Origin of the sequence: Brevundimonas sp. P7753 (assembly GCF_013386595.1) — a bacterium.
Taxonomy (GTDB): Bacteria; Pseudomonadota; Alphaproteobacteria; order Caulobacterales; family Caulobacteraceae; genus Brevundimonas; species Brevundimonas bullata.
On sequence record NZ_JACARP010000058.1, the window covers coordinates 53,954 to 76,658 of the forward strand.

Consider the following 22,705-nt stretch of genomic DNA (forward strand, 5'->3'; position numbering starts at 1 on the left):
TTCGGCGAACGGCGCCCCTGGTTCGGTGAACGGCAGCGCTTTCCGGTGAATGGCGATAGGGTCGCCGTCATGTGGCGGATTCTTTTCATCGCGATTCTCCTGATCTCGCTCCCGAGGACGCTGTGGGCGCAAGAACCGGAGTGGCAGGTCTGTCGCGCTGAAGCGGGAGCGGCGGCGCCCGTGGTGCACGACTGTCGCCCGGCGGGCGATGTCATCGACCCGCAAGGGCGGGAGCTTTGGCTTCGCTCTGTCGTGCAGCGCCCGCAGGGCGACGAGCCTGTCGCGCTCTATGTCGTCGGCGCCGCTTCGTCGGAGGCCTGGCTAAACGGGCAGACGCTCGGCCAGAATGGTCGACCGGGCGGGTCGTCCGCGACGGAAAGGCCCGGCCGATACGAGGCGACCTTGCCGATCCCCGAACGGATGTGGCGAGCGGCGGACAATGTCGTCGTGGTCCGCCTGTCGTCCTTCCATGGTCTGGTGCGCCTGGACGGGCCCATCGCGGCCATCATGGTCGCCCCCTATCCCTGGCCGTCGCGCACGGTGCTGGTGGCGATCGCCTTCCTCATCGCCGGCGCCCTGTTCGCCGCCGCCTTCGGCTTTGGCGTCATCTACAGCCTGCGCCGCACCCGTTCGAGCCTGGCGCTGGCGGGTTTGGCTGGTGTCGCGGGGGTGCAGGCGATGCTGGAGAGTCTGCGGGCGCTGGTTCCCTATGCCTATCCCATTCATGGTTTGCGGCTGGTCGGCATCTGGGTTCTGACCGCCGCCTTCGCGGTTCTGCTCGTCTCCTACGTCGTGTCGCGTTTCTGGCCCCAGGCGCGGCGTCCGCTGATCACCCTGACCGTGGCGGCCGTGGCGGCGACCTGGCTGGCTCCCGGTTTTGATCTGAAGACCGCTGCGGCCTTGATGGTCGGGCTGGCGCTTTCCACCCTGGCGGCGGGCGTCGGGGTGCGTCGCGGTGTGCCGGGCGCACGGCTGACCCTAGCCTATCTCGCCGCCTTCATCGCGATCGGGGTCCTCTTTCCCAACTGGCTCATCGACCTGTCCTACTTCCTGTTCGCCGCTGGGCTGGTTCTTCCTCTGCTCATGGCCGAGGTCGTGCGGCTGGGCCGCGACGATCAGGGACGCGAGGTCGCGCTGACCCGCGCCGCCGCCCGTCCCCACTGTCTGACGGTGGCGTCGTCGCGCGGGGTCGAGCGGGTGCCGCTGGCGGACATCGTCGCCGTCGTCGGGGCGGACGACTATGTGGAGCTACGGCTGACCAGGGGGCGGAAGATGCTGCACGCGGCCCGGCTGGATCGGCTCGAAACAGACCTGGCGGAGGGCTTTCTACGGGTCCACCGCTCGGTCATCGCCAACCTCGCCCATGTTCGCGGCTTCGAGCGGGATGGCGGCAGAGGTCGCCTGCTGATGGATGAAGGCGCGCCCCTGCCCATCAGCCGAAACCGTCTGTCGACCGTTCGCGACGTGCTTGAGGGAACATAATTATACGGAAACTGTCGCCCCGTTCGTCGTGCTATCGAATGGAGGGGGAGGCGGGGATGGACGATGATCGTCGAAGAGTGGTCGCCTGGGTGGGGCGGGACATCCTGCCGCACGAAGCGGACGTGCGCGCCTGGCTCAGGCGCAGCATGGTGCCGGTCAATGAGATCGAGGACATTGTGCAGGACGCCTATTGTCGGCTGGCCGGCATGACGGAGGTGGGCCACATCGCCAACCCTCGGGCCTATTTCTTCACGGTGGCGCGCAGCATCGTCGTGGACCGGATGCGCCGCGCGCGCGTCGTGCGCATGGAAACCGTGGCGGAAATCGACGCCCTGAATGTCGTTTGGGATGATCCTTCGCCCGAGCGGATCACCGCTGCACGCCGCGAGCTGGAGCGGGTGAAGGGCCTGATCGCGGGTCTGCCGGGGCGATGTCGGCACATCTTCGAGCTCCGCAAGATCGAAGGCCTCTCACAGCGCGAGATCGCCAAGCGGCTGGGGGTCACGGAAACCATCGTGGAAAACGATGTGGTGCGCGGGCTGCGGTTGATCCTGAAGGCGATCGCGGAAGGGGAAGGCGAGGCGGCTGAGGCCATAAGAACGGAGCGAAGCCATGGGCGAACGCGCGACCGCAAAGGTCATTGAGGATCAGGCTCTGGCCTGGGTCGCGCGGCTGGACCGCGAGACTTCGCACGCGGCGCTCGAAGCCGAGCTGAACGCCTGGCTGGAAGGCGACAGCCGCCGCCGCGGGGCCTTCTTGCGCGCGCAGGCGGCCTGGATGCAGTTGGATCGGGCGGGCGTTCTGGGGGTAAGTGAAGAGCGAGAGGCGCGGGTCAGGCCCAGCCGCCGCTGGCTGGTCGCGGGCGGGGCCGTCGCGGCGGCTGTCGGCGGGGTTTCTGTGTGGGGAGTGGCGCGGGGCGTGCTGGACGCGCGCATCCGCACGGTGCGCGGCGAGATCCGTCGCGTACCGCTGGAGGACGGCTCCATGCTGGCGGTCAACACCGAGAGCCAGTTGAAGGTGGCCCTGGATCGGACGATCCGGCGCGTCGATCTGGAGCGGGGCGAGACCTGGTTTCAGGTCGCCAAGGACACGGCGCGGCCCTTCGTGGTGGTCGCCGGCGACGTGCGCGTGCGCGCGGTCGGCACGGCCTTTTCCGTGCGCCGACATGAGCGGGGCTCGGACGTGCTGGTGACTGAAGGCGTCGTCGAGGTGTGGTCGGCGCACGCGCCGGAGCATGTCCGGCGCCTTTCGGTAGGGGACCATGCTTTCGTCAGCGAAGCCATGGGGCCGGGGATGAGTCAGAGCGCCGCCGCCGAGATCGACCGCCGGCTGGCCTGGCGAGACGGTGAGATCGTGCTGGACGGCGACACGCTGGGAGACGCCGTCGTGGAGTTCAATCGCTACAACACGCGCCAGTTGCGGATCGAGGGGCCCGGCCTGGCGTCCGAAGCCCTGGTGGGACGATTCCGCACCAATGAGCCGGAAGCCTTCGCTCGCGCGGTGGCGGTGACGGCTGATGCGCGCGTCCTCATGGACGACGAGGTGATCCGTATCTCCCGTCTCTGATCGCTGCGGACAGTAATTGACATGGATGTTTACGGAAGTCGGCGGGCCGAACGTCATCAATGATAAGCGCGAAAAACGCGCAGGGATCGGGGAGGATCTTATGGCCTACAGTTCAGAGTTTCGACACGCGCTGATGGCGACGACCGCCGTCGTCATGATGGCGGCGGCAGGCCCAGCCTGGGCCCAGACCAAGACGTTCAACGTCGCGGCCCAGGCCGCATCCAGCGGCGTAGCCGATTTTGCGCGGCAGGCGGACGTGCAGATCCTGGTCTCGGCGTCCGACGTGCGCGGGCGTCGCACCGCCGCCGTACGCGGCGAGATGGCGGTAGACGCCGGTCTGCGGCAGCTGTTGGCGGGCTCGGGTCTAACCATCACCTCGGGCGACGGGCGCACCTTCACGCTCGGCGTCGCCCCTCAGGTGCAGAGCGCCCTGCCGGAAGCCGCTACTGCGGTCGAAGACATCATCGTCACCGCTCAGAAGCGCGAGGAATCCATCCAGGACGTGCCGATCGCGGTTACGGCCCTGACGTCCGAGACTCTTGAAGCCATGCGGATCGACAGCGGCGCCGAGCTGCTGCGGGCTGTGCCGAACGTCAGCTTCTCCAAGAACAATTTCAGCATGTACAACTTCTCGATCCGCGGGATCGGGACCAAGGCTGTTTCGTCGAGCAGCGACCCGGCTGTGGCGATCAGCTTCAACAACACCCCCCTGACTCGGAACCGCCTGTTCGAGCAGGAATATCTGGATGTGAGCCGGGTTGAGGTCCTGCGCGGCCCTCAGGGCACGCTCTACGGTCGCAACGCCACTGGCGGCGTGGTCAACATGATCCCCAACCTGCCGGGGCCCGAGTTCGACGCCATGCTCAAGGCGGAGGCCGGCAATTACAACTCCCAGCGCGGCCAGATGATGGTCAATATTCCGCTGACCGACACCTTCTGGGTGCGGGCGGCGGCGTCGCTGACCAAGCGTGACGGTTTCGACTACAACACTTTCAAAGACACTCACGTGAATGACCGCGACCTGTGGTCGACGCGTCTGTCAGCGGCTTGGGAGCCGAGCGACAGCTTCCGCACCAACCTGATCTGGGAGCATTTCGAAGAAGAGGATCAGCGCGCGCGGACGGGCAAGCAGCTCTGCACCAAGGACCCGGGCCCGACCCAGGTCGGCAATACGATTGTGCCGACGACGTTCCTGCGGAACAGGCTGAGCCAGGGCTGTTTGGCCAAGACCCTCTACAGCGACGCGGCCTATGACACGCCGAACGGCGGCGCCTTCGGTCATATCTTTATGGCGGGAAATATCGAATACGGCACGGCTCCAAATGGACAAACGATAAGTGCAGTCAATAATTTTGTCGATCCATATCTTGGAGTTAATCAATCTCGTAACTTGAGAGAGATGGGTAGTGCATATGATCCCAAGTTTAGGGCGAAGAATGATCTTATTCAGTTCAATCTTGAATTAGATATTTCTGAAAACATCACTTTCTTCTCTCAGACCGCCTATGCCAAGGACGATTACTGGTCAACACAGGACTACAATCGCTTCGTCAGCAACCCTATATTCTCCGACTCTTCGCAACCATTTGTCGATTGGTTTGGTAATACTGTGGCCAGCTCTCCCTGGATTACGCCTGGCGGCGTGTACACAGACCCTCAATTGGGAGCGTCTAGCAGAATGATAAGTGCTGATGTCAGTTCATCAGACAATAGTCAGTTTGTGCAAGAGTTCAGGCTTCAATCAAATTACGAAAATGGGTTCAATTTTAGTATTGGAGCCAATTATCTGGATTTCAAAACAGAAGATAATTATTACGTTTTCAACAATATATTTACTCTGATTGCAGAGTATTTCTACAATATTGACCCTAGTGGTTTTTCGTATACCGACGGAATATTTAGTCAGATTTGCGATGAAAATGCGACGGCGTGGAAGGAGTGCATCTATGTTGATCCTACGTCGCTCGATCAGCTTGCCGGCGATGGTCATAACTATTTCCGCAGCCGAAATGTCGTCAACGTTCGGTCCTGGGCGCTGTTTGGCGAGGGTTACTGGGATCTGAAGCCTGACCTGCGCATGACCGTCGGTCTGCGCTATACGGACGACAAGAAGGTCACCACGCCCTATCCCAGCCAGCTCTTGATGGGCGCCAACCCGGATGGGACGGGGGGGCTGGGTTCCGGCGGCTACGTCAGTCGGGGCTATCCGGCTGGGCCGGATATCAAGCAGTCCTGGGGGGCTGTCACCGGCCGGTTCGTGCTGGATTGGAAGCCTGACCTGTCATTCACCGACGACACCCTGGTCTACGCCTCCTATTCGCGAGGCTATAAGGGGGGCGGCACCAATCCTCCGCGTGTCGATATCAATCCGGAAGTCGTTCAGTATCAGCCCTTGGCTGCGGATTTCGAGCCTGAGTACGTGAACGCTTTCGAGATTGGCGCCAAGAATACATTCCATGATGGCCGAATTCGGCTGAACGCCAATGCCTTCTACTATGACTACAAGGATTATCAGGTCTCTCAGATCGTTGACCGCATTTCTCTGAACGAGAATTTCGACGCACGGATCTGGGGGCTTGAGCTGGAGGGCATCTTCCATGTGACGGACCGGTTCAGGATCGATTCCAATATCGGCTATCTGAACACGCGCGTCGCCGACGGCGAAGGTTCGATCGATGTCATGAATCGGACGCAGGGCAACGCCGAATGGACGCTGCTCAGGCCCTGGGTCCAGGTGCCGTCCAACTGTATCGCCCCGACCAAACATGTTGAGACCATCATGAACTCCGGCATGCCTGACACCATAATGATGTGGGGGCTCCAGGGGTTATGCTCGGGATCGAAGCGGTCTGGGTCATTCGATCCTGATTTCGAATCCCTGCTGCGTCTCAATGAGATGTTCGGATTTGAATATGACCCTCTCAGCGCGCCCAACGGCGGCCGGGGCATTATGGCGGGCCTGGGCGGCAATGAGTTGCCGAACTCGCCCAACCTGACCGCCAACATCGGCGCCCAATACGTCTTCTCGTTCAGCGGATGGGATATGACGGTGCGCGGCGACTACTATTGGCAGGACGCCAGCTACGCCCGGATCTTCAACACCGAATATGATCATCTGAAGGCCTGGGACAACCTGAACCTGTCCATCGTGGTCGAGAACGCGAGCAAGGATCTGGCCTTCACCGCCTATGTGAAGAACGTCTTCGACGATGCTCCCATCACCGACGTGTTCACCAACAGCGATGACACGGGCCTGACGGCTAACATCTTCACCCTGGATCCGCGCCTCGTGGCCTTCAGTGTGTCGAAGAGGTTCTGAATCCCGCATCCCCATGCGGGCGACTTGAGTACGCCTTACCTAGCCTATGAGAAGTGTTTCCTTCGGCTATCCCCATAGCCATCTGGCCAGACGTCTTCGGGCGTCTGGCCTTTTTTCTGGAACCGCGAGAAGGCAGCGGGAGCAGTTGCGGGCGTGTCGGGCGGCTGCTAGCGGGCGCTGATCGGCGTCGGAGCAAGGAGCGGCAGATGACCCAGGGCGAGGAGCCTATTGATGAAGACGGCGGCGGCTATGACGTCGACGACTGGTCTCGGCTGAAGGCCTTCACCGGGGCGGTGGCGACGCTGGACGATGTTCAGGCGCGCAGGGCCGTCTTTGCTCTGGGCGATACGGAAGAGCCCCGCGTCATCGACATGGAACTGCCGCAGCCGGTCATCTGGTGGGAGGACGACGGCGAGCAGGCGGCGGTGATCGTGCAGGCCGAGGCCCATGTCGGCTCGGACGGGGAGGTCATGGAGGTGCTGGGCCTTATCCTGCCGGACGGGGGCGGGGCGGTGGCCCTGATGGACGATGTTGATCTGGTGGACGACACCGATCCGACGTGGCGGGATCTGGTCGCCAACGCCATCGACGCGGGCGAAGACGACTAAGGGCGCAGCGCCTGCAGCCTTGGACGCCTGGCGTCTCTGGCGCACAAGGGCTGCGGGGGCGATTCCCCGCTTCTTTGATCCGGCCCGCGTATGGGGTGGGTCCAGTCTCAGGACGACATGAGCCATGGCGACCGAAACCGTCCACATTGTTCAGGCCTATATTCAGGCCAAGAACGGCGCCGTGCGCGCTGAACCTCAGATCGGGTGCAAGGACGCCGAGGAGGCGCGCCGCAAGGCCGAGCGGCTGGCCCCCTTGCGGCATGGGGTGGTGGCCTTCACCGTCTCGGCGGACACGGATCTGGGCGACTATGACGAGGAGCCGACCGTCCTGTTCAAGGCCGGTCGGCTGCCGCCGCCGTTCGGCGAGGGCTGAGGCTCAGCCCTCGCGTCAGGCCAGGATCAGGCGCGCAGAGCCTCGACGCCCGGCAGGACCTTGCCCTCCATCCATTCCAGGAAGGCGCCGCCGGCGGTGGAGACGAAGGTCATGTCGTCGGCCGTGCCGGCGTGGTTCAGGGCTGAGACGGTGTCGCCGCCGCCGGCCACGGCGACCAGCTTGCCGGCGTGGGCCAGTTCGGCGGCGTGTTTGGCGGCGGCCACGGTGGCCTTGTCGAAGGGCGGGACTTCGAACACGCCGAGCGGGCCGTTCCAGATCAGGGTCTTGGACAGGTCCATGGCGCGGGCTAGGCGGGCGACCGTTTCCGGACCGGCGTCCAGGATCAGGTCGTCGGCGGCGATGCGGTCCAGGGCGCGCACGCCCGACTCGATGCCCGGCTTCACGCCCTTGGCCACCACGACATCGACCGGCAGCAGCAGCTCGCAGCCCTTCTGACGGGCTTCCTCGATGATTTCGAGCGCGGTGTCGGCCAGATCCTTCTCGCACAGCGAACCGCCGACATCGACGCCCTGGGCGTGCAGGAAGGTGTTGGCCATGCCGCCGCCGATGGCCAGGTAGTCCAGCTTGGCGACCAGGTTCTTCAGCAGGTCCAGCTTGGTCGAGACCTTGGCGCCGCCGCCGATGCCGATGACGGGCTTTTGCGGATTACCGAGCGCCGCGTCCAGGGCCGACAGCTCGCGGGCCATGGCGCAACCGGCATAGGCCGGCAGCAGGCGGGCCAGACCCTCGGTTGAGGCGTGGGCGCGGTGGGCCGCCGAGAAGGCGTCGTTGACGTAGAGGTCGCCCAGTTCCGCCAGTTGCGCGGCGAAGGCCGGGTCGTTCTTTTCCTCGCCCTTGTGGAAGCGGACGTTCTCCAGCAGCAGCACGCCGCCGGCGTCCAGATCAGCCACGGCGGCCTTGGCTTCGTCGCCCACGCAGTCGTCGGCGAAACGGACGGGGCCGTGCAGCAGCAGCTCCAGCGGCTCGACCACGGGGCGCAGGCTCATGGCCGGGACGCGCTCGCCCTTGGGCCGGTCGAAGTGGGCCAGCAGCACGACCTTGGCGCCGGCTTCGCGCAGGCGGTGGATGGTCGGCAGGGCGGCCTTCAGACGGGTGTCGTCGCTGACCTTGCCGCCCTCCATCGGCACGTTGAAGTCCACGCGGACCAGAGCGGTCTGGCCGGACAGGTCAGCGGCGTCGTCGAGGGTGCGGAAGGTCATGATGAAGTTCCAGGTCTTCCTTCTCCCTGTGGGAGAAGGTGGCCCGCAGGGCCGGATGAGGGGCGTACGTATCAGTCGGCGTAAGCCGTGGTCAGGGCGCGATCAAGCGGGCGTGTGCACGAACGGCGGCGGTGATGGCTTCCGGTTCGCTCAAGGCCTGGGCATTGGAGAAGCGCAGGACAGTCCAGCCTAAGGCTTCAAGGTCTGTTTGTCTGAGGTGATCACTTGTCACAGCCTCGTCCCGATCATGGACCCCGCCGTCGATTTCGATCACCAGCCGCAAGCGGTCGCAGGCGAAATCGGCGACGTATCGGCCGATCGGATGCTGGCGGCGGAACTTGTGGCCGTCGATCTGTCCGCTTCTTAGCAAGGCCCAAGCGCGTTGCTCGGCCAATCCTGCATCTTGTCGAAGCGTGCGGGCGAAGACGGTGCGTTCCACAGTCATGGCCGCCGACCCTCACCCTTTCGCGCAGCCAATCGCCTATGGCTCTTGGGCGCTCAAGCCCTCTCCCATTGGGAGAGGGCTCAGCATTCGTGCTTACAGGAACTTGGCCATCACCAAGGCGGTGTCGGCCATGCGGGTCGCGAAGCCCCACTCGTTGTCGTACCAGGTCAGGACGCGGGCCAGCTTGCCGTCGACGACCTGCGTCTGCGGCAGGGCGGCGGTGGACGACGCTGCAATGTGGTTCAGGTCGATCGAGACCAGCGGGTCGGTCGTCGTGGCCAGGACGCCCTTCATGGCGCCGTCGGCGGCGGCTTGCAGGGCGGCGTTGATTTCCTCGACCGTGACTTCGCGACCGGCGACGACCTTCAGGTCGACGACCGAGACGTTCGGGGTCGGGACGCGGATCGACGAACCGTCCAGCTTGCCCTTCAGTTCCGGCAGGACCAGGCCCAGGGCCTTGGCGGCGCCGGTCGAGGTCGGGATCATCGACAGGCCGGCGGCGCGACCGCGGTACGGGTCCTTGTGCATCGTATCCAGCGTCGGCTGGTCGCCGGTGTAGGCGTGGATGGTGGTCATGTAGCCGCGCTCGATGCCGAACAGGTCGTTCAGCACCTTGGCCACGGGGGCCAGGGCGTTGGTGGTGCACGAGCCGTTCGACACGACGATGTCGTCGGCGGTCAGGGTCTCATGGTTTACCTTGAAGACGATGGTCTTGTCGGCGTTGTCGGCGGGGGCCGAGACCAGGACGCGCTTGGCGCCGGCCTTCAGGTGAGCCGAAGCCTTGTCCTTGGAGGTGAAGATGCCGGTGCACTCGAAGGCGATGTCCACCTTCAGCTCGGCGTGGGGCAGGTTGGCCGGGTCGCGCTCGGCCGTGACCTTGATCTTGCCGGTGCCGACGTCGATCCAGTCCTCGCCCGAGGTGATCGTGCCGGGGAAGCGGCCGTGCACCGAGTCATAGCGCAGCAGGTGGGCGTTGGTCTCGACCGGGCCCAGGTCGTTGATCGCCACGACCTCGATGTCCGTGCGGCCATGCTCGACGATCGAGCGAAGCACGAGGCGGCCGATGCGGCCGAAGCCGTTAATGGCGACGCGAACGGTCATGGGGGAGGTCTCCTGAGCAAGGGCGATTTCGATTGGATGCCTTACTCGGACGATCGGCGCTGTGATTCAAGCCCGCCGCCGTAACAAGGTGTGTTCGGACGTAACCGTTTGACCGTCAGCAGCAGCGGAAGGCGCCGCCCGCCCCGAACCGCCGCGCCTCGTGCAGGCGGAAGAATGCGGTGCGGTCCAGCGGGGGCTGATCCGGGTGGGTCGCCTCGGCGTGGGCGACATAGACCTCATAGTCGGGCTGGCCGACCATGAGGCTGGCGGTGCGGCGGGCGTCCTTGCCCCACCGCACCAGCGCATCGCGACAGACGCAGAGCAGGTCTGCGTTGTCAGCCGGTTCCTTCGCCTGGGGGGAGGGCCTAGGCACGGGCGATGTCCATGGCTTCGTCCTCCAGCGTCAGTTCGTGGGCGGCGGGCTGTTCGACCACGGTGGGGTGGTTGATCCGACGGGCCTTCAGGCAGGCGCGCACGCCGTAAACCACCATGGTCAGGACCACGAACAGGAAGCCCGCCGTCAGGGCCGAGTTGACGTAGTCGTTGATGATGATGCGGTGCATGTCGCCCGCCGTCTTGGCCGGGGCCAGCAGGTCTCCGGCGGCCAGGGCCTCCTGATACTTACGCGCATGGGCCAAGAAGCCGATCTTGACGTCGGGATGCAGCAGCTTCTGGAAGCCCGCCGTCAGGGTGCAGATCAGCAGCCAGACCGCCGGAACCGCCGTGGCCCAGGCGAAACGCTCGCGCTTCATCTTGAACAGGACCACGGTGCCCAGGATCAGGGCGACGGCGGCCAGCATCTGGTTGGCGATGCCGAACAGCGGCCACAGGCTGTTGATGCCGCCCAGGGGATCGACCACGCCGGTGTAGAGGAAGTAGCCCCACAGGCCGACGGTCAGGGCCGTGGCCAGGACGTTGGCGGTCCAGGACTTGGTCTCGCGCATTTTCGGCACGGCCACGCCCAGCAGGTCCTGGATCATGAAGCGGCAGACGCGGGTGCCGGCGTCGACCGTGGTCAGGATGAACAGGGCCTCGAACAGGATGGCGAAGTGGTACCAGAAGGCCATCATGGCCTTGCCGCCGATGACGCCCGACAGGATGTGCGCCATGCCGACGGCCAGGGTCGGGGCGCCGCCCGCGCGCGACAGGATGGAGTGCTCGCCCACGTCGCGGGCCAGTTGCTCCAACTCAGCCGGAGTGATGTGGAAGCCCCACTGGGCCACGGCGGCGGCGGCCGAGACGGCGTTGTCGCCGATCACTGCGACCGGGCTGTTCATGGCGAAATAGACGGCCGGGTCCAGCACCGTGGCGGCGATCAGGGCCATGATGGCCACGAAGCTTTCACAGAGCATGGCGCCATAGCCGATCAGCGGGATCTGGTTCTCGTTCTCCAGCAGCTTGGGCGTGGTGCCCGAGGAGATCAGGGCGTGGAAGCCCGAGACCGCGCCGCAAGCGATGGTGATGAACAGGAAGGGGAAGAGGGCGCCGGAGAAGACCGGACCGCTGCCGTCGATGAAGGGGGTGACGGCGGGCATCTGGATGTGCGGGCGCACGATCAGGATGCCGACGGCCAGGCCCAGGATGGCGCCGATCTTCAGGAAGGTGGACAGGTAGTCGCGCGGCGCCAGCAGCAGCCAGACCGGAATGACCGAGGCGACGAAGCCGTAGGCCATCATGGCGATGGCCAGGGTGGTGCCCGACAGGGTGAAGGCCGGACCCCAGAAGGGATCAGCGGCGATATGACCGCCGCCGATGATGGCCAGGATCAGCAGCACCACGCCGATGACCGAGACCTCGCCCACGCGGCCAGGCCGCAGGTAACGGGTGTAGAGGCCCATGAAGATGGCGATGGGGATGGTGGCGGCGACGGTGAAGGTGCCCCACGGGCTTTCGGCCAGGGCCTTGACGACGACCAGGGCCAGAACCGCCAGAATGATGACCATGATCATCAGGACGCCGACCTGGGCGATGATGCCGGGGATGGGGCCCATCTCGGTGCGGACCATGTCGCCCAGCGAACGACCGTCGCGGCGCGTGGACATGAACAGGACCATCATGTCCTGCACCGCGCCCGCCAGCACGGCGCCGACCAGAATCCACAGGACGCCGGGCAGATAGCCCATCTGCGCCGCCAGCACCGGCCCGACCAGCGGCCCCGCGCCCGCGATGGCCGCGAAATGGTGGCCGAACAGGACGTTGCGGGGCGTGGGCACATAGTCGAGCCCGTCGTTGTGGCGCACGGCCGGCGTGGGCCGTTTTGCGTTCAGCCCCATGACCTTTCCGGCCAGGTAGCGGGCGTAGAAACGATAGGCGATGGCGTAGACGCAAAGCGCCGCCACCACGATCCAGACGGCGCTGATACTCTCGCCCTGATGCAGGGCGATGACGCCGAGGGCGCTGGCCCCCAGTATGGCGATGGCGCCGAAAATCAGCGCGGTCCTGAGCTTGCCCATGGCGAAACGGTCCTCCGGGTCGGCTTGGGTGCGACCTTTCGTCCCTTTTTGAACCTTAATGGGCCTGAACGCCAATCGACTAAAGTCGAGGGCTGCTCCCTCTCCCGATGGGAGAGGGCTTGAGCGCACGAGAGCGGAGCGATCGTTCTTCCGCGAAAGGGTGAGGGTTCAAGGGTGTAGTCGGCGTCAGCCGTGGTGCGACGGCTCACGCCGAAGGCGACCGAGGACCCTCATCCGGCCCTTCGGGCCACCTTCTCCCATCGGGAGAAGGATTATGGAGCTACCACCCGCACCCTGCCCGCCGCTTCCGCCGCTCGCTCACGCGCCTGATCCGTATCGGCGCCGCGGGCCAGGGCCACGCCCATGCGGCGACGCTCGAACGCCTCGGGCTTGCCGAACAGGCGCAGGTCGGCGGTCGGCACCGACAGGGCCTCGGCCACGCCTTCGTACATCACGCCCTCGGCCTCCAGACCGCCGTAGATGACGGCGCTGGCGCCGGGCTCCCGCAAGGACACGTCCACCGGCAGGCCGAGGATGGCGCGGGCGTGCAGGGCGAACTCGCTCATGGTCTGGGTCGCCAGCGTCACCAGTCCCGTATCGTGCGGACGCGGCGAGACCTCGGAGAACCAGACCTGATCGCCCGTGACGAACAGTTCGACGCCGAAGACGCCGAGACCGCCCAGGGCGTCCGTGACCTTGCCGGCGATGTCCTGCGCCGCCTGCAAGGCGGTTTCGCTCATGATCTGCGGCTGCCAGCTTTCGACGTAGTCGCCCTTCTGCTGGCGATGGCCGATGGGGGCGCAGAAGTCGGTGCGGACGGCGCCGTCGCGCAGCGACCGCACGGTCAGCAGGGTGATCTCATAGTCAAAGGCGATGCGGCCCTCGACGATGACGCGGGTCGTGTCGACCCGACCAGACGCCAGGGCGTAGTCCCAGGCCTCGGCCACGGCGTCGGCGCGCTCGACATAGGACTGACCCTTGCCCGAGGACGACATGACCGGCTTGACGAAGCAGGGGAAGCCCACGGCCTCGGCGCCCGCCGCCAGTTCCTCGGCCGAGCCGGCGAAGGCGTAGGGGCTGGTCGGCAGGCCTAGCTCCTCGGCGGCCAGACGGCGGATGCCCTCGCGGTTCATGGTCAGTTGGGTGGCGCGCGCGGTCGGGATGACGCGGGCCAGACCCGCCGCCTCGATGGCGGCCAGGACGTCGGTGGCGATGGCCTCGATTTCCGGCACGATGATGTGCGGGGCCTCGGCCATGATCAGGCCGTTCAGCACCTGGGGGTCGGTCATGGGGATGACGTGGCTGCGGTGCGCCACCTGCATGGCCGGGGCGTTGGCGTAGCGGTCCACCGCGATCACCTCGGCGCCCAGACGCTGCAACTCGATGGCCACCTCCTTGCCCAGCTCGCCCGAGCCGAGCAGCATGACGCGCGTGGCGTGGTCGGTAAGCGGCGTGCCGATCTTCATGGGCTCAGGCTCCGGTAGCGGGTTCGATCAGGTCCCAGGCGTTGCCGTAGAGGTCTTCGAAGACCACCACCTTGCCATAGGCTTCGTGACGGGGCGTTTCGCGGAAGACGACGCCGGCGTCGAGCCAGGCGGCGTGGTCGCGCATCAGGTCGTCGGTGTAGAGGAAGAGCCAGACCCGGCCCCCGGCCTGATCGCCGATCCGGGCGACCTGCTGTGGCGTTGCGGCGCGGGCCAGCAGCAGCGAGGTCTGCCCGCCTTTGGGCGTGACGCGGACCCAGCGTTTGCCGCCGCCCATGTCGGTGTCTTCGCTGAGCTCGAAGCCCAGCTTGCCGACATAGAAGGCGATAGCCTCTCCATAGTCGCGGACCAGCAGGCTGACGGCGCCGAGATGGCTCATTGTGCAGGGACCGCATAGAGGCGGCGGAAGGCGCCCAGGGCGGCCCCGTGATAGATGCTGGCGTGGCTCTCGGTCGGGCGCGGGGTGAAGTCCCATTTGACGCCGGGCAGGGCGTGATCGCGCAGGTTGGCGGTCAGGACGTCCATCGGCGCCTGCATCTCCTCGCCCTCGTCGCCGAGGGTCAGGATCAGAGTGCGCGGGTCGTTGGAGTGGTCGCGCAGATGCGCCCCCGACTGCCGCGCCAGCCGTCCGCCGTCCCACCACAGGCTGGGGCTGACGGCGACATAGGCGTCGAACATCTGCGGCTCTTTCAGGAAGGTCTCGACCACGAACAGACCCGCCAGAGACTCGCCCATCAGCGCCGTCTCACCGCTGGTGCGGTAGCGGCCTTCGATAAAGGGCAGGACCTCGTCGGACACAAAACGGCGGAAGCGGTCGGACTGGCCCTGGGTCGGATAGCGGGCGATGAGTTCGGGGTCTTCGGTCGGCAGGGCCAGCTCGTTGCGGCGGTCGACCGAAGCGACGCCGACGACGATGACGTCGCGGGTCGTGCCGACAATGGTCCCCAGTTGGGCGATGCCCGAGATGTGGTGGAAGTCCTGATCCTGTCCGCCGTCCAGGACAAAGAGGACCGGATAGGTCTGGCTGCCTTTCGCATAGCCGGGCGGCAGCCAAACGTTGATCTCGCGCGTCTGTCCCATGACGGTTGAGGGCAGGGCGTAGGACTGGCCGATGATGACGGGCGTCTCGACGGCCACGGGGACGACGGTCTCGGCGAAGGCGGTTGCGCCGCCCGCCATCGACAAGCCGAAGCTCAGGATGAGGGCGAAGCGGCGCATCAGGCTTAGAGCCGGGCCTTGGCGGCTTCGACCACGGCATCGGCGGTGATGCCGAACTCGCGGTAGAGGACTTCGGCCGGAGCCGAGGCGCCGAAGCCGGTCATGCCGACAAAGCCGCCGTCTTCGCCGATGAAGCGTTCCCAGCCCTGCTTGATGGCGGCTTCTACGGCGACGCGAACGGTGCCGCGACCGATGACTGCGTCCTGATAGGCCTTGGGCTGCTGCTCGAACAGCTCGAAGCAGGGGACCGAGACCACGCGGGTCGGCACGCCTTCGGCCTCCAGCGTCTCGGCCGCCTTCAGCGCCAGGGCGACTTCGGTGCCGGTGCCGAACAGGGTGACTTTCGCGGCGCCATTGGCGGCCTTCAGCTCATAGGCGCCCTTGCGCGACAGGTTTTCGCCCGCGTCGGTCAGACGGACCGCCGGGGTCTTCTGACGCGACAGGCACATGCCCGATGGGGTCTTCTTGTGCTGCAAGGCGACCTGCCAGCACTCCAACGCCTCGACGGTGTCCGCAGGACGGAAGACCATCAGGTTGGGAATGGCGCGCAGCGCCGCCAGATGCTCGACCGGCTGGTGGGTCGGACCGTCTTCGCCCAGACCGATGCTGTCATGGGTCAGGACGTGGACCACGCGCACGCCCATCAGGGCGGCCAGGCGGATCGCCGGGCGGCTGTAGTCCGAGAAGACCATGAAGGTGCCGGCGTAGGGGATGACGCCGCCGTGCAGGGCCATGCCGTTCATGGCCGAGGCCATGCCGTGTTCGCGCACGCCCCAGTTGACGTAACGACCGGCGTAGTCGGGCGCGTCCAGAATCTGGGTGTTCTTGACGAAGGTGTTGTTCGAGCCGGTCAGGTCGGCCGAGCCGCCGATCAGTTCGGGGATGGCGTTGAACACCGTCTCCAGCGCCTCGCCCGAGGATTGGCGCGTGGCCAGGGCGGGTTGGCTCGAAACCAGTTCCTTCAGCTTGGCGTCCAGGGCCTCGAAGGCGCCGGTCGGCAGGTCGCCGGCCATGGCGCGGGTGAAGTCGTCACGCTGGGCGTGGTTCAACAGGCGGGCTTCCCACGACTTGCGCGTCTTGGCGCCCTGCTTGCCGACCTTGGCCCAGGCCTTCTGGATGCCTTCCGGCAGGTCGAAGGGGTCGAAGGACCAGTGCAGGGCCTGACGCGTGGCGGCGATCTCGGTCGCGCCCAGGGCGGCGCCGTGGGTCTTGTGGCTGCCTTCCATGGTGGCGGCGCCCTTGCCGATCTTGGTCTTGCAGGCGATCAGCGTCGGCTTGGACTGCTTGGTCGCCCAGGCCAGGGCCTTCTGGATCTGCCTGTGGTCGTGGCCGTCGATGGCCTTGACCGCCCAGCCCGAGGCCTTGAAGCGGGCCAGCTGGTCGGTGTTGTCCGACAGCGACACCTTGCCGTCGATGGTGATCTCGTTGTCGTCCCACATGACGCAGAGCTTGTTCAGCTTCAGGCGGCCAGCCAGGGCGATGGCTTCCTGCGACACGCCTTCCATCAGGCAGCCGTCGCCGGCGATGACCCAGGTGCGGTGGTCGACCAGGTCCGAACCGAAGCGGGCGGCCAGGTGGCGCTCAGCCAGGGCGAAACCGACCGAGTTGGCGATGCCCTGACCCAGGGGGCCGGTGGTCGTCTCGATGCCGGTCATGTGACCGTATTCCGGGTGGCCGGCGGTCTTGGCGCCCCACTGGCGGAAGTTTTCCAGCTGTTCGCGGGTCGCGTCCTTGTAGCCGGTCAGGTGCAGCAGGCTGTAGATCAGCATCGAGCCGTGGCCCGCCGACAGGATGAAGCGGTCGCGGTCGGCCCAGTCGGGACGGCTGGCGTCGAACTTCAGGAATTTCGAGTAGAGGACGGTGGCGACGTCGGCCATGCCCATGGGCATTCCGGGGTGGCCGCTCTTGGCCTTTTCCACGCCGTCCATGGCCAGGACGCGAATGGCGTCGGCCATTTGTTTGGGCGAAGGCTTGGCGAATGCAGCTTGGGCGTCGGTCACGGCGAGACCTTTCCTCAGGAAACAGGATATAGCGGGGCGGCGCCGCTTTACCCCGACGCGCGCACAGGTTCTATACGGAATCTGGACGAAAGGACCCCAATGGACGCCGTTACGGCCGCAAAGACACGCATCGACAAGGCCCTGGCCCTGCTGGAACGCAAGGTGCTGGAGCTGAAGGCGCGTCCGGCCACCGCCCCCGCCATCACCGACGACGACCTGTTTGCGCCCCGGGCGTCGAACGCCGCCGACCTGGTGCGCATCGCCGAGCTTGAGGCCGCGGGCCGTGACGCGGCCGAGGCTCTGGGCCGCGCGGCCGAGGCCGTGCGCGAGGTTCTGGCCGAACAGGAGGCGCGCTGATGGCGACCGTCACAGTGGATATCAACGGCCGTCCCTACGCCGTCGGTTGCGCCGACGGCCAGGAAGAGCGCGTCCGCACCCTGGCCCAACAGTTCGACGTCCATGTGCGCCAGATTTCCGGCGAGGTCGGCCATGTGGGTGATCTGCGTCTGTTCCTGATGGCCTCGCTGATGCTGGCCGACGAACTGCAGGAGGCCCGACAGCGCCTGGAGAAGGGCCAGGGGCCGGTCCCGCAGGACGGTCCGGTCAAGGCCCCGCCGCCGCCCGCCGGCGACGGCGTCGCCGAGGCCTTGAACGCGGTGGCCGCGCGCATCGAGAAGATCTGCCAGACGATCTAGGGAATTCTCCCTCCCACTTGGGGGAGGGTGGCTGACGCGAAGCGTCAGACGGGTGGGGGCGGCAAGGCAAATCAGCCGCGCCGCCTAGCATCGCCACGCCCTCCCCACCCGGTCGCTGCGCGACCACCCTCCCCAAAATGGGGAGGGAGAGGCCATTGTTGAAACGCCTCGGACCGCCTATCTTGTCCGATGGCGGGTCCTGCTGCGGCTCACGTCGAAGACAACATATCCTTCTGACCTTAATTCACTCTAAGGGATCTGTCCCTGACCGGGCTCGAGGGCTTGGTCATATGGAGCCCACCTGGCTACCCAGGTCGAGAGGATTTAAACGTTCTTCACGGTTCTTGCGGCGCCGCCACCCTTCTCCTTTTTTTTGCGCTATCGCTTGGCCCAGCGGGGCCTCGCTGCTTGAGCGCGGTTTGCGCTATCGCTCGCGGCTTGAGCGCAGCTTTGTCTTTCCTCCCTGTTCGCGGAGCGAATGGGGAGGTGGATCGGCGGCGCAGCCGACGAGACGGAGGGGGCGACTCCACGTCAGATGTCTGCGCCGCCCCCTCCACCACTTCGTGGTCCCCCTCCCCACAAAGTGGGGAGGAAAGGCAGACGTCGGTGGTGTAGAGAATCCCCATGACCTCCAAGCACGAACTCCGCGCCTCCATGCGCGCCCTGCGCAAGCGGCTGGCCGAGGTCGATAACGAAGCCGCCGAGCGCGCCGCCGGTCATGCCGCAGCCCTGCCGGCCGGGGACATGGTCGCCCTCTATCGCGCCATGGGGTCGGAACTGGACACGGACGCCCTGGCCATGGCCCTACATCAGGCGGGGCGTCGCCTCTGCCTGCCGGTGGTCATCGAGCGCGACGCGGCCATGATCTTTCGCGCCTGGGCGCCGGGCGAGCCGCTGGAGCTGGACGCCGCTGGATGTCCCGCGCCTCTGCCCCTGACCGAAGTCGTCACGCCCGATCTGATCCTGACGCCCCTGCTGGCCTTTGACGCCCACGGCGGGCGCTTGGGGCAGGGCGGGGGCTATTACGACCGGACCTTCGCCGTCCTGCCCGATGCGGTGCGCGTCGGCTTCGCCTACGCCGGGCAGCAGGTCGAGCGCCTGGCGCTAGAGCCTCATGACATGCGTCTGCATGGCGTTCTGACCGAGACCGGCTATAGAGCCGTCCCATGAGACTGGCATTTTTCGGTGACGTGGTCGGCAAGTCCGGGCGCGATGGGCTTTCGGATCATCTTCCGGGGCTGAGGCGCGACCTCAAACTCGACTTCGTGGTGGTCAACGCCGAGAACGCCGCGGGCGGCTTCGGCATCACCGAGAACACGGCGCGCGAGATCTTCGCCGCCGGGGCCGATGTCCTGACCCTGGGCAACCACAGCTGGGATCAGCGCGAGGCCCTGACCTATATCGTGCGCGAGCCGCGCCTGATCCGTCCCGCCAACTATCCGCGCCTGATGGACGCGCCGGGACGGGGCGCTGATGTCTTCGTGACCGCTGACGGCCGCCGGGTGCTGGTTATCAACGTCCTGGGCCGCATCCACATGGACCCGATGGACGACCCGTTCAGCGCCGTCGAGCGCGAGCTGGAGGCCGCGCCGCTCGGCGTCGTCGCCGACGCCGTCATCGTCGACATGCACGCTGAGGCGACCAGCGAGAAGATGGGCATGGGCCACTTCTGCGACGGCCGCGCCAGCCTGGTGGTCGGCACCCACACCCACGTCCCGACCGCCGATGCCCAGATCCTGCCCCACGGCACGGCCTATCAGACCGACGCCGGCGGTTGCTGCGACTACGACTCGGTCATCGGCAACGACAAGGAAGAGCCGCTGCGACGCTTCACCACCCGTCTGTCGGGCGGACGCTATGTCCCCGCCAGCGGCCCGGCCACCATCTGCGGCGTCTTCGTCGAGACTGACGACCGCACAGGCCTGGCGACGCGGGTCGAAGCCATCCGCGTCGGCGGCCGCCTGAGCCAGGCTATTCCGCAGGTTTAAGCTGCGACTGGCCGGTCCCGCCGCGCCCGCAACCTCAGCCGCATGGTCCGTTGGCTGCGCAACGTCACCTGATGGACGGGGCGCGGCTCGACCGGGGTGATGGCCTCGACCTCGGCGGCCTTGAGGATTTCGGCCAGGGCGATGATCGCCTCCTGCATGGCGAAGGCGGCGCCGATGCAGATGCGCGGGCCGCCGCTGAAGGGCAGCCAGGCGTAGCGGTCGATGGACTTGCGGTTCTCGGGCAGGAAGCGCTCGGGCCGGAAGGCGTCGGGCTCGTCCCACAGCTTTTCGTGGCGATGGATGACCCAGGGCACGATCAGCACGCTCTGGCCCGCCTTGACTGCGTAGCCGCCGATCACGTCGTCGGCCACGGCCTGCCGTATCATGGCCGGGGCGGGCGGGAACAGGCGCATGGCCTCCTCGATCACTGCCCGGTGCCAGTGCAGGTCGCGAAGACCCGCGGCGCTGCGGTCCCAGCTGTCGGCTTCAGCCTTCAGGATGTCGGCCACGCGCTTGTCGCGGCTGATCAGGTGCAGGGTCCAGCCCAGGGTCCGCGCCGTCGTCTCATGCCCGGCCAGGATGAAGGTCAGGATGTTGGACGCCACCTCATGATCCGACAGGCCTGAGCCGTCGCCCTCCTCGTCGCGGGCGCTGAGCAGGGCGGTCAGCAGGTCTTCGGGCGCGTCCCCGTCCTGTTCGATCCGCGCGCGGCGTCGCGCCACCAGAGCGTCGACGCGGTCCTTGAAGAAACGCGCGTCCCCGCCTGAGGCCACACGGCCCAGGCGCGGAATCCAGTCGGGGGCCTTCAGCGCGTCCAGCGGACTGATCCGCGCCCCGACCGCCAGGAAATGGTTAAGCGCCTTCTCGAAGCCCGCCGCGTCGCCGTCGAGATCGTCATAGAACAGCGCCGCCGACAGGATGTCGAAGGTCAGGCCGCTCATCTCGCTGTCGATGTTCAGAACCCGCGCGCCGTGCTCCAGCCGCCAGCTCTCGACCCGGCGGCGGCAGACCCGGTCCATGGCCTCGGCGGTGCGCGCCGTATGGGCGGGGGTGAACAGGGGGGCCATGATGCGCCGGGCGCGCCGCCACTGCTCACCCTCGGTCAGCAGCAGGCCGTCGGCCAGCATGGGGCCCAGCACGCGGCGTTGCAGATCGCCCTTCTCATAGTTGGCGGCGTTGTCGGTCAGGACGTGACGCACGCCCGCCGGATCGCTGACCACCAGGGTCTTGCCCAGCGGCGAGGCCCCGTCGATGTAGAGCTCGGTGAAGTGGGCGTGGCTCCAGATCTGCAAGGGATCGCGCCAGCTCTGCCACAGGAAATGCGGCAGGTTCATCCTCTGGGTCCGGCGCGGCGGCGTCCAGGGGCGGAAGGTTGAGGCGGCGGCGTCGGTCATGAAGCGCTCCCTTTCAGGGTCGATCCATATGTATTGACGATAATGTCAAAAGGAAGGGGCTTTTGCGGCTATCGGCCTGTCGGGCGACCGGCGCGCTTGGTTTGGACCAGCTTTTCCCGCAGGGCGGCCAGTTGCGCTGCGCGGCGTTCGGGCGTGTGGACATCCATCACATAGGCCTGAGCCGAGCGCGCCATCTCCATGCGACGGGCCGGGTCCTTGATCAGGGATTCGATGGCGGCGCCGAGGCCTTGCGGCGTCAGGTCATCGACATAGAGGGCGTGGGGGCCGCTGGCCTCGCGTAGGCCGCCGCGACCGGACGAGATCAGAGCCGCGCCCGCCGCATGGGCCTCCAGGGCGGTCAGGCCCAGAGGCTCGGCCCAGACCGACGGGGTCAGGGCGATGGCCGCCTGCTGCATCACGGCGCGCACCTCGGCCAAGGGAGCCGAGCGCAGGATCTGGACGCGGTCGCCGTATCGGCTCAGCGGCGCCACATGGGGTTCGGCCCAGTCCGCGTGTCGGTCCCAGTCGTTCAGCATCAGCACGGCGCGCCAGTCAGGATGGCGCTCCAGCACCTCGGGCAGGGCGGCGCAGATCAGGTCGACGCCCTTTTCCGGCATGGCGCGTCCGGCGAAGGCGATGACTGGTGCACGGTTTTCGATCGGCGCGCGCCACAGGTCGACGTCGATGGGGTTGGGCACGGCGAAGGCCTTGGCCTCAAGACGCGGGAAGTCCTTGAGGAAGTCGCTCCGCGCCGCCTCGCTGACGAAGATCAGGCCGTCCATGCGGTCGTAGCGCCGCTCATAGCGCCAGCGGTCGATGAAGTGACGCGGCGGCTTCACTGCATTGTGGCGATACAGGGTGACGGCCGCGTCGGGAAAATCCTGGGCGAGGGCGACGGCCTGCTGGGTCTGCTGATGGAACTCGATGACGTCGGGGCGATACTCGCTCAGCGCCTGACGCAGGGCCTTGAGGCGGTTGGCGGCGGGCAGGGCGTGCACCGACAGACCATCACGGCCCCCGGCGCCTTCGCAGCAGAAGATGCGGACCTCGCCCGTATCGGCCTTGGCCAGGGTGCGGGCCACCGTCTCCATGGAGTTGGGCTGGTCGAGGCAGAACCGCGCCCCGACAGGCATGACGACGGCGGTTCTCATGCTGTGGCTTCCCCGGAGAAGGCTATTGCGCGGCGGCGCGGGCCTCGAGGGCGCGCAGGCGCCCTTCCTCGGCCTTGAGGTCGCCGGTCAACTGGCCTTTCAGGGCTGGGTCGGTGGTGGCGGCCAGCAGGGCGCGGGTGTCCGCGACGGCCTGACGGCGCGCGGCGATCAGGCGCGACAGTTCATCGCCTTTGGTGGTGACGGGGGC

At 66.5% G+C, this 22,705-nt stretch carries 21 protein-coding genes, 1 other RNA gene and 1 pseudogene; 11 read left to right on the top strand and 12 right to left on the bottom strand.

Going from position 1 to position 22,705, the window contains the following annotated elements; genetic code table 11:
- Window positions 1-69 precede the first annotated feature (69 nt).
- From HX774_RS11985 to HX774_RS12010, 6 genes are all read left to right on the top strand, one after another.
- Window positions 70-1,482 (top strand): LytTR family DNA-binding domain-containing protein, encoded by a 1,413-nt coding sequence (locus HX774_RS11985; protein WP_178827055.1) that lies wholly within the window; start codon window positions 70-72, stop codon window positions 1,480-1,482.
- 56 nt (window positions 1,483-1,538) lie between these two features.
- Window positions 1,539-2,126 carry an RNA polymerase sigma factor gene (locus HX774_RS11990; RefSeq protein WP_114816209.1) on the top strand — a complete coding sequence of 196 codons (588 nt, stop codon included), beginning with the start codon at window positions 1,539-1,541 and terminating at the stop codon, window positions 2,124-2,126.
- Window positions 2,095-3,048 (top strand): FecR domain-containing protein, encoded by a 954-nt coding sequence (locus HX774_RS11995; RefSeq protein ID WP_178827057.1) that lies wholly within the window; start codon window positions 2,095-2,097, stop codon window positions 3,046-3,048. The genes HX774_RS11990 and HX774_RS11995 overlap by 32 nt, the downstream gene beginning before the upstream one ends.
- Window positions 3,049-3,073: 25 nt before the next feature.
- Window positions 3,074-6,367 carry a TonB-dependent receptor gene (locus HX774_RS12000; RefSeq protein ID WP_255500424.1) on the top strand — a complete coding sequence of 1,098 codons (3,294 nt, stop codon included), beginning with the start codon at window positions 3,074-3,076 and terminating at the stop codon, window positions 6,365-6,367.
- Between the two features lie 206 nt (window positions 6,368-6,573).
- Window positions 6,574-6,975: a hypothetical protein gene (locus tag HX774_RS12005; RefSeq protein WP_114816211.1), complete on the top strand. Its 402-nt coding sequence runs from the start codon at window positions 6,574-6,576 to the stop codon at window positions 6,973-6,975.
- 124 nt (window positions 6,976-7,099) lie between these two features.
- Window positions 7,100-7,348, top strand: coding sequence for a hypothetical protein (locus HX774_RS12010; protein WP_178827059.1), 249 nt, complete (start codon window positions 7,100-7,102; stop codon window positions 7,346-7,348).
- Window positions 7,349-7,374: 26 nt separating this feature from the next.
- On the opposite strand, the gene pgk is transcribed toward HX774_RS12010, so the two are convergent.
- The 9 genes from pgk to tkt form a co-directional block, all read right to left on the bottom strand.
- Complete coding sequence (gene pgk / locus HX774_RS12015; RefSeq protein ID WP_178827061.1) at window positions 7,375-8,568, bottom strand: phosphoglycerate kinase; 1,194 nt, start codon at window positions 8,566-8,568, stop codon at window positions 7,375-7,377.
- 91 nt (window positions 8,569-8,659) lie between these two features.
- A complete protein-coding gene (locus HX774_RS12020; protein ID WP_178827063.1) occupies window positions 8,660-9,013 on the bottom strand; it encodes an endonuclease domain-containing protein in 354 nt (117 codons plus the stop codon).
- 93 nt (window positions 9,014-9,106) lie between these two features.
- Window positions 9,107-10,114, bottom strand: coding sequence for a type I glyceraldehyde-3-phosphate dehydrogenase (gap, locus tag HX774_RS12025; protein ID WP_114816107.1), 1,008 nt, complete (start codon window positions 10,112-10,114; stop codon window positions 9,107-9,109).
- A gap of 115 nt (window positions 10,115-10,229) precedes the next feature.
- Window positions 10,230-10,487 (bottom strand): YbdD/YjiX family protein, encoded by a 258-nt coding sequence (locus HX774_RS12030; RefSeq protein WP_370523511.1) that lies wholly within the window; start codon window positions 10,485-10,487, stop codon window positions 10,230-10,232.
- Window positions 10,480-12,567, bottom strand: a complete 2,088-nt coding sequence (locus tag HX774_RS12035; protein WP_178827065.1) for a carbon starvation CstA family protein — start codon at window positions 12,565-12,567, stop codon at window positions 10,480-10,482. Before HX774_RS12035 ends, HX774_RS12030 begins: the two co-directional genes overlap by 8 nt.
- A 272-nt stretch (window positions 12,568-12,839) precedes the next feature.
- Entirely contained in the window at window positions 12,840-14,033 is a 1,194-nt protein-coding gene (purT, locus tag HX774_RS12040; RefSeq protein WP_178827067.1) for a formate-dependent phosphoribosylglycinamide formyltransferase, read from the bottom strand.
- Window positions 14,034-14,037: 4 nt separating this feature from the next.
- Window positions 14,038-14,430 (bottom strand): VOC family protein, encoded by a 393-nt coding sequence (locus HX774_RS12045; protein WP_178827070.1) that lies wholly within the window; start codon window positions 14,428-14,430, stop codon window positions 14,038-14,040.
- Window positions 14,427-15,269 (bottom strand): alpha/beta hydrolase, encoded by an 843-nt coding sequence (locus tag HX774_RS12050; RefSeq protein ID WP_178827072.1) that lies wholly within the window; start codon window positions 15,267-15,269, stop codon window positions 14,427-14,429. The genes HX774_RS12045 and HX774_RS12050 overlap by 4 nt, the downstream gene beginning before the upstream one ends.
- Before the next feature lie 5 nt (window positions 15,270-15,274).
- On the bottom strand, window positions 15,275-17,224 hold the full coding sequence (gene tkt / locus HX774_RS12055; RefSeq protein ID WP_218650404.1) for a transketolase: 1,950 nt from the start codon (window positions 17,222-17,224) through the stop codon (window positions 15,275-15,277).
- Between the two features lie 144 nt (window positions 17,225-17,368).
- Between tkt and HX774_RS12060 the strand changes: the two genes are divergently transcribed.
- The 5 genes from HX774_RS12060 (at window position 17,369) to HX774_RS12080 (ending at window position 19,952) form a co-directional block, all read left to right on the top strand.
- Window positions 17,369-17,626: a hypothetical protein gene (locus tag HX774_RS12060; RefSeq protein WP_178827076.1), complete on the top strand. Its 258-nt coding sequence runs from the start codon at window positions 17,369-17,371 to the stop codon at window positions 17,624-17,626.
- Window positions 17,626-17,964 carry a cell division protein ZapA gene (locus HX774_RS12065; RefSeq protein ID WP_114816112.1) on the top strand — a complete coding sequence of 113 codons (339 nt, stop codon included), beginning with the start codon at window positions 17,626-17,628 and terminating at the stop codon, window positions 17,962-17,964. The genes HX774_RS12060 and HX774_RS12065 overlap by 1 nt, the downstream gene beginning before the upstream one ends.
- A 196-nt stretch (window positions 17,965-18,160) precedes the next feature.
- A non-coding RNA gene (ssrS, locus tag HX774_RS12070) (6S RNA) lies at window positions 18,161-18,321 on the top strand.
- 267 nt (window positions 18,322-18,588) lie between these two features.
- Entirely contained in the window at window positions 18,589-19,134 is a 546-nt protein-coding gene (locus tag HX774_RS12075; RefSeq protein ID WP_178827078.1) for a 5-formyltetrahydrofolate cyclo-ligase, read from the top strand.
- Window positions 19,131-19,952, top strand: coding sequence for a TIGR00282 family metallophosphoesterase (locus tag HX774_RS12080; RefSeq protein WP_178827080.1), 822 nt, complete (start codon window positions 19,131-19,133; stop codon window positions 19,950-19,952). Before HX774_RS12075 ends, HX774_RS12080 begins: the two co-directional genes overlap by 4 nt.
- Here the strand turns inward: HX774_RS12080 and HX774_RS12085 are convergent.
- The 3 genes and pseudogenes from HX774_RS12085 to HX774_RS12095 all read right to left on the bottom strand — a co-directional run.
- Complete coding sequence (locus tag HX774_RS12085; RefSeq protein WP_178827082.1) at window positions 19,949-21,346, bottom strand: cytochrome P450; 1,398 nt, start codon at window positions 21,344-21,346, stop codon at window positions 19,949-19,951. The two genes, HX774_RS12080 and HX774_RS12085, sit on opposite strands and share 4 nt — an antisense overlap.
- Window positions 21,347-21,414: 68 nt before the next feature.
- Window positions 21,415-22,497, bottom strand: a complete 1,083-nt coding sequence (locus tag HX774_RS12090; protein WP_255500425.1) for a glycosyltransferase family 4 protein — start codon at window positions 22,495-22,497, stop codon at window positions 21,415-21,417.
- A gap of 22 nt (window positions 22,498-22,519) precedes the next feature.
- Window positions 22,520-22,705 (bottom strand): annotated as a pseudogene (locus HX774_RS12095) (indole-3-glycerol-phosphate synthase); the annotation flags it as partial.

What these genes read in the sequence shown, in the direction of transcription:
- HX774_RS12005 (WP_114816211.1), top strand. Translation starts at nt 6,574, where the DNA reads ATGACCCAGGGCGAGGAGCCTATTGATGAAGACGGCGGCGGCTATGAC.
- HX774_RS12045 (WP_178827070.1), bottom strand. Translation starts at nt 14,430, where the DNA reads ATGAGCCATCTCGGCGCCGTCAGCCTGCTGGTCCGCGACTATGGAGAG.
- pgk (WP_178827061.1), bottom strand. Translation starts at nt 8,568, where the DNA reads ATGACCTTCCGCACCCTCGACGACGCCGCTGACCTGTCCGGCCAGACC.
- HX774_RS11995 (WP_178827057.1), top strand. Translation starts at nt 2,095, where the DNA reads ATGGGCGAACGCGCGACCGCAAAGGTCATTGAGGATCAGGCTCTGGCC.
- HX774_RS12090 (WP_255500425.1), bottom strand. Translation starts at nt 22,497, where the DNA reads ATGAGAACCGCCGTCGTCATGCCTGTCGGGGCGCGGTTCTGCCTCGAC.
- tkt (WP_218650404.1), bottom strand. Translation starts at nt 17,224, where the DNA reads ATGGCCGACGCCATTCGCGTCCTGGCCATGGACGGCGTGGAAAAGGCC.
- HX774_RS12050 (WP_178827072.1), bottom strand. Translation starts at nt 15,269, where the DNA reads ATGCGCCGCTTCGCCCTCATCCTGAGCTTCGGCTTGTCGATGGCGGGC.
- HX774_RS11990 (WP_114816209.1), top strand. Translation starts at nt 1,539, where the DNA reads ATGGACGATGATCGTCGAAGAGTGGTCGCCTGGGTGGGGCGGGACATC.
- HX774_RS12000 (WP_255500424.1), top strand. Translation starts at nt 3,074, where the DNA reads ATGTTTACGGAAGTCGGCGGGCCGAACGTCATCAATGATAAGCGCGAA.
- purT (WP_178827067.1), bottom strand. Translation starts at nt 14,033, where the DNA reads ATGAAGATCGGCACGCCGCTTACCGACCACGCCACGCGCGTCATGCTG.
- HX774_RS12085 (WP_178827082.1), bottom strand. Translation starts at nt 21,346, where the DNA reads ATGACCGACGCCGCCGCCTCAACCTTCCGCCCCTGGACGCCGCCGCGC.
- HX774_RS12060 (WP_178827076.1), top strand. Translation starts at nt 17,369, where the DNA reads ATGGACGCCGTTACGGCCGCAAAGACACGCATCGACAAGGCCCTGGCC.
- HX774_RS12065 (WP_114816112.1), top strand. Translation starts at nt 17,626, where the DNA reads ATGGCGACCGTCACAGTGGATATCAACGGCCGTCCCTACGCCGTCGGT.
- HX774_RS12010 (WP_178827059.1), top strand. Translation starts at nt 7,100, where the DNA reads ATGGCGACCGAAACCGTCCACATTGTTCAGGCCTATATTCAGGCCAAG.
- gap (WP_114816107.1), bottom strand. Translation starts at nt 10,114, where the DNA reads ATGACCGTTCGCGTCGCCATTAACGGCTTCGGCCGCATCGGCCGCCTC.
- HX774_RS12020 (WP_178827063.1), bottom strand. Translation starts at nt 9,013, where the DNA reads ATGACTGTGGAACGCACCGTCTTCGCCCGCACGCTTCGACAAGATGCA.
- HX774_RS12035 (WP_178827065.1), bottom strand. Translation starts at nt 12,567, where the DNA reads ATGGGCAAGCTCAGGACCGCGCTGATTTTCGGCGCCATCGCCATACTG.
- HX774_RS12080 (WP_178827080.1), top strand. Translation starts at nt 19,131, where the DNA reads ATGAGACTGGCATTTTTCGGTGACGTGGTCGGCAAGTCCGGGCGCGAT.
- HX774_RS11985 (WP_178827055.1), top strand. Translation starts at nt 70, where the DNA reads ATGTGGCGGATTCTTTTCATCGCGATTCTCCTGATCTCGCTCCCGAGG.
- HX774_RS12075 (WP_178827078.1), top strand. Translation starts at nt 18,589, where the DNA reads ATGACCTCCAAGCACGAACTCCGCGCCTCCATGCGCGCCCTGCGCAAG.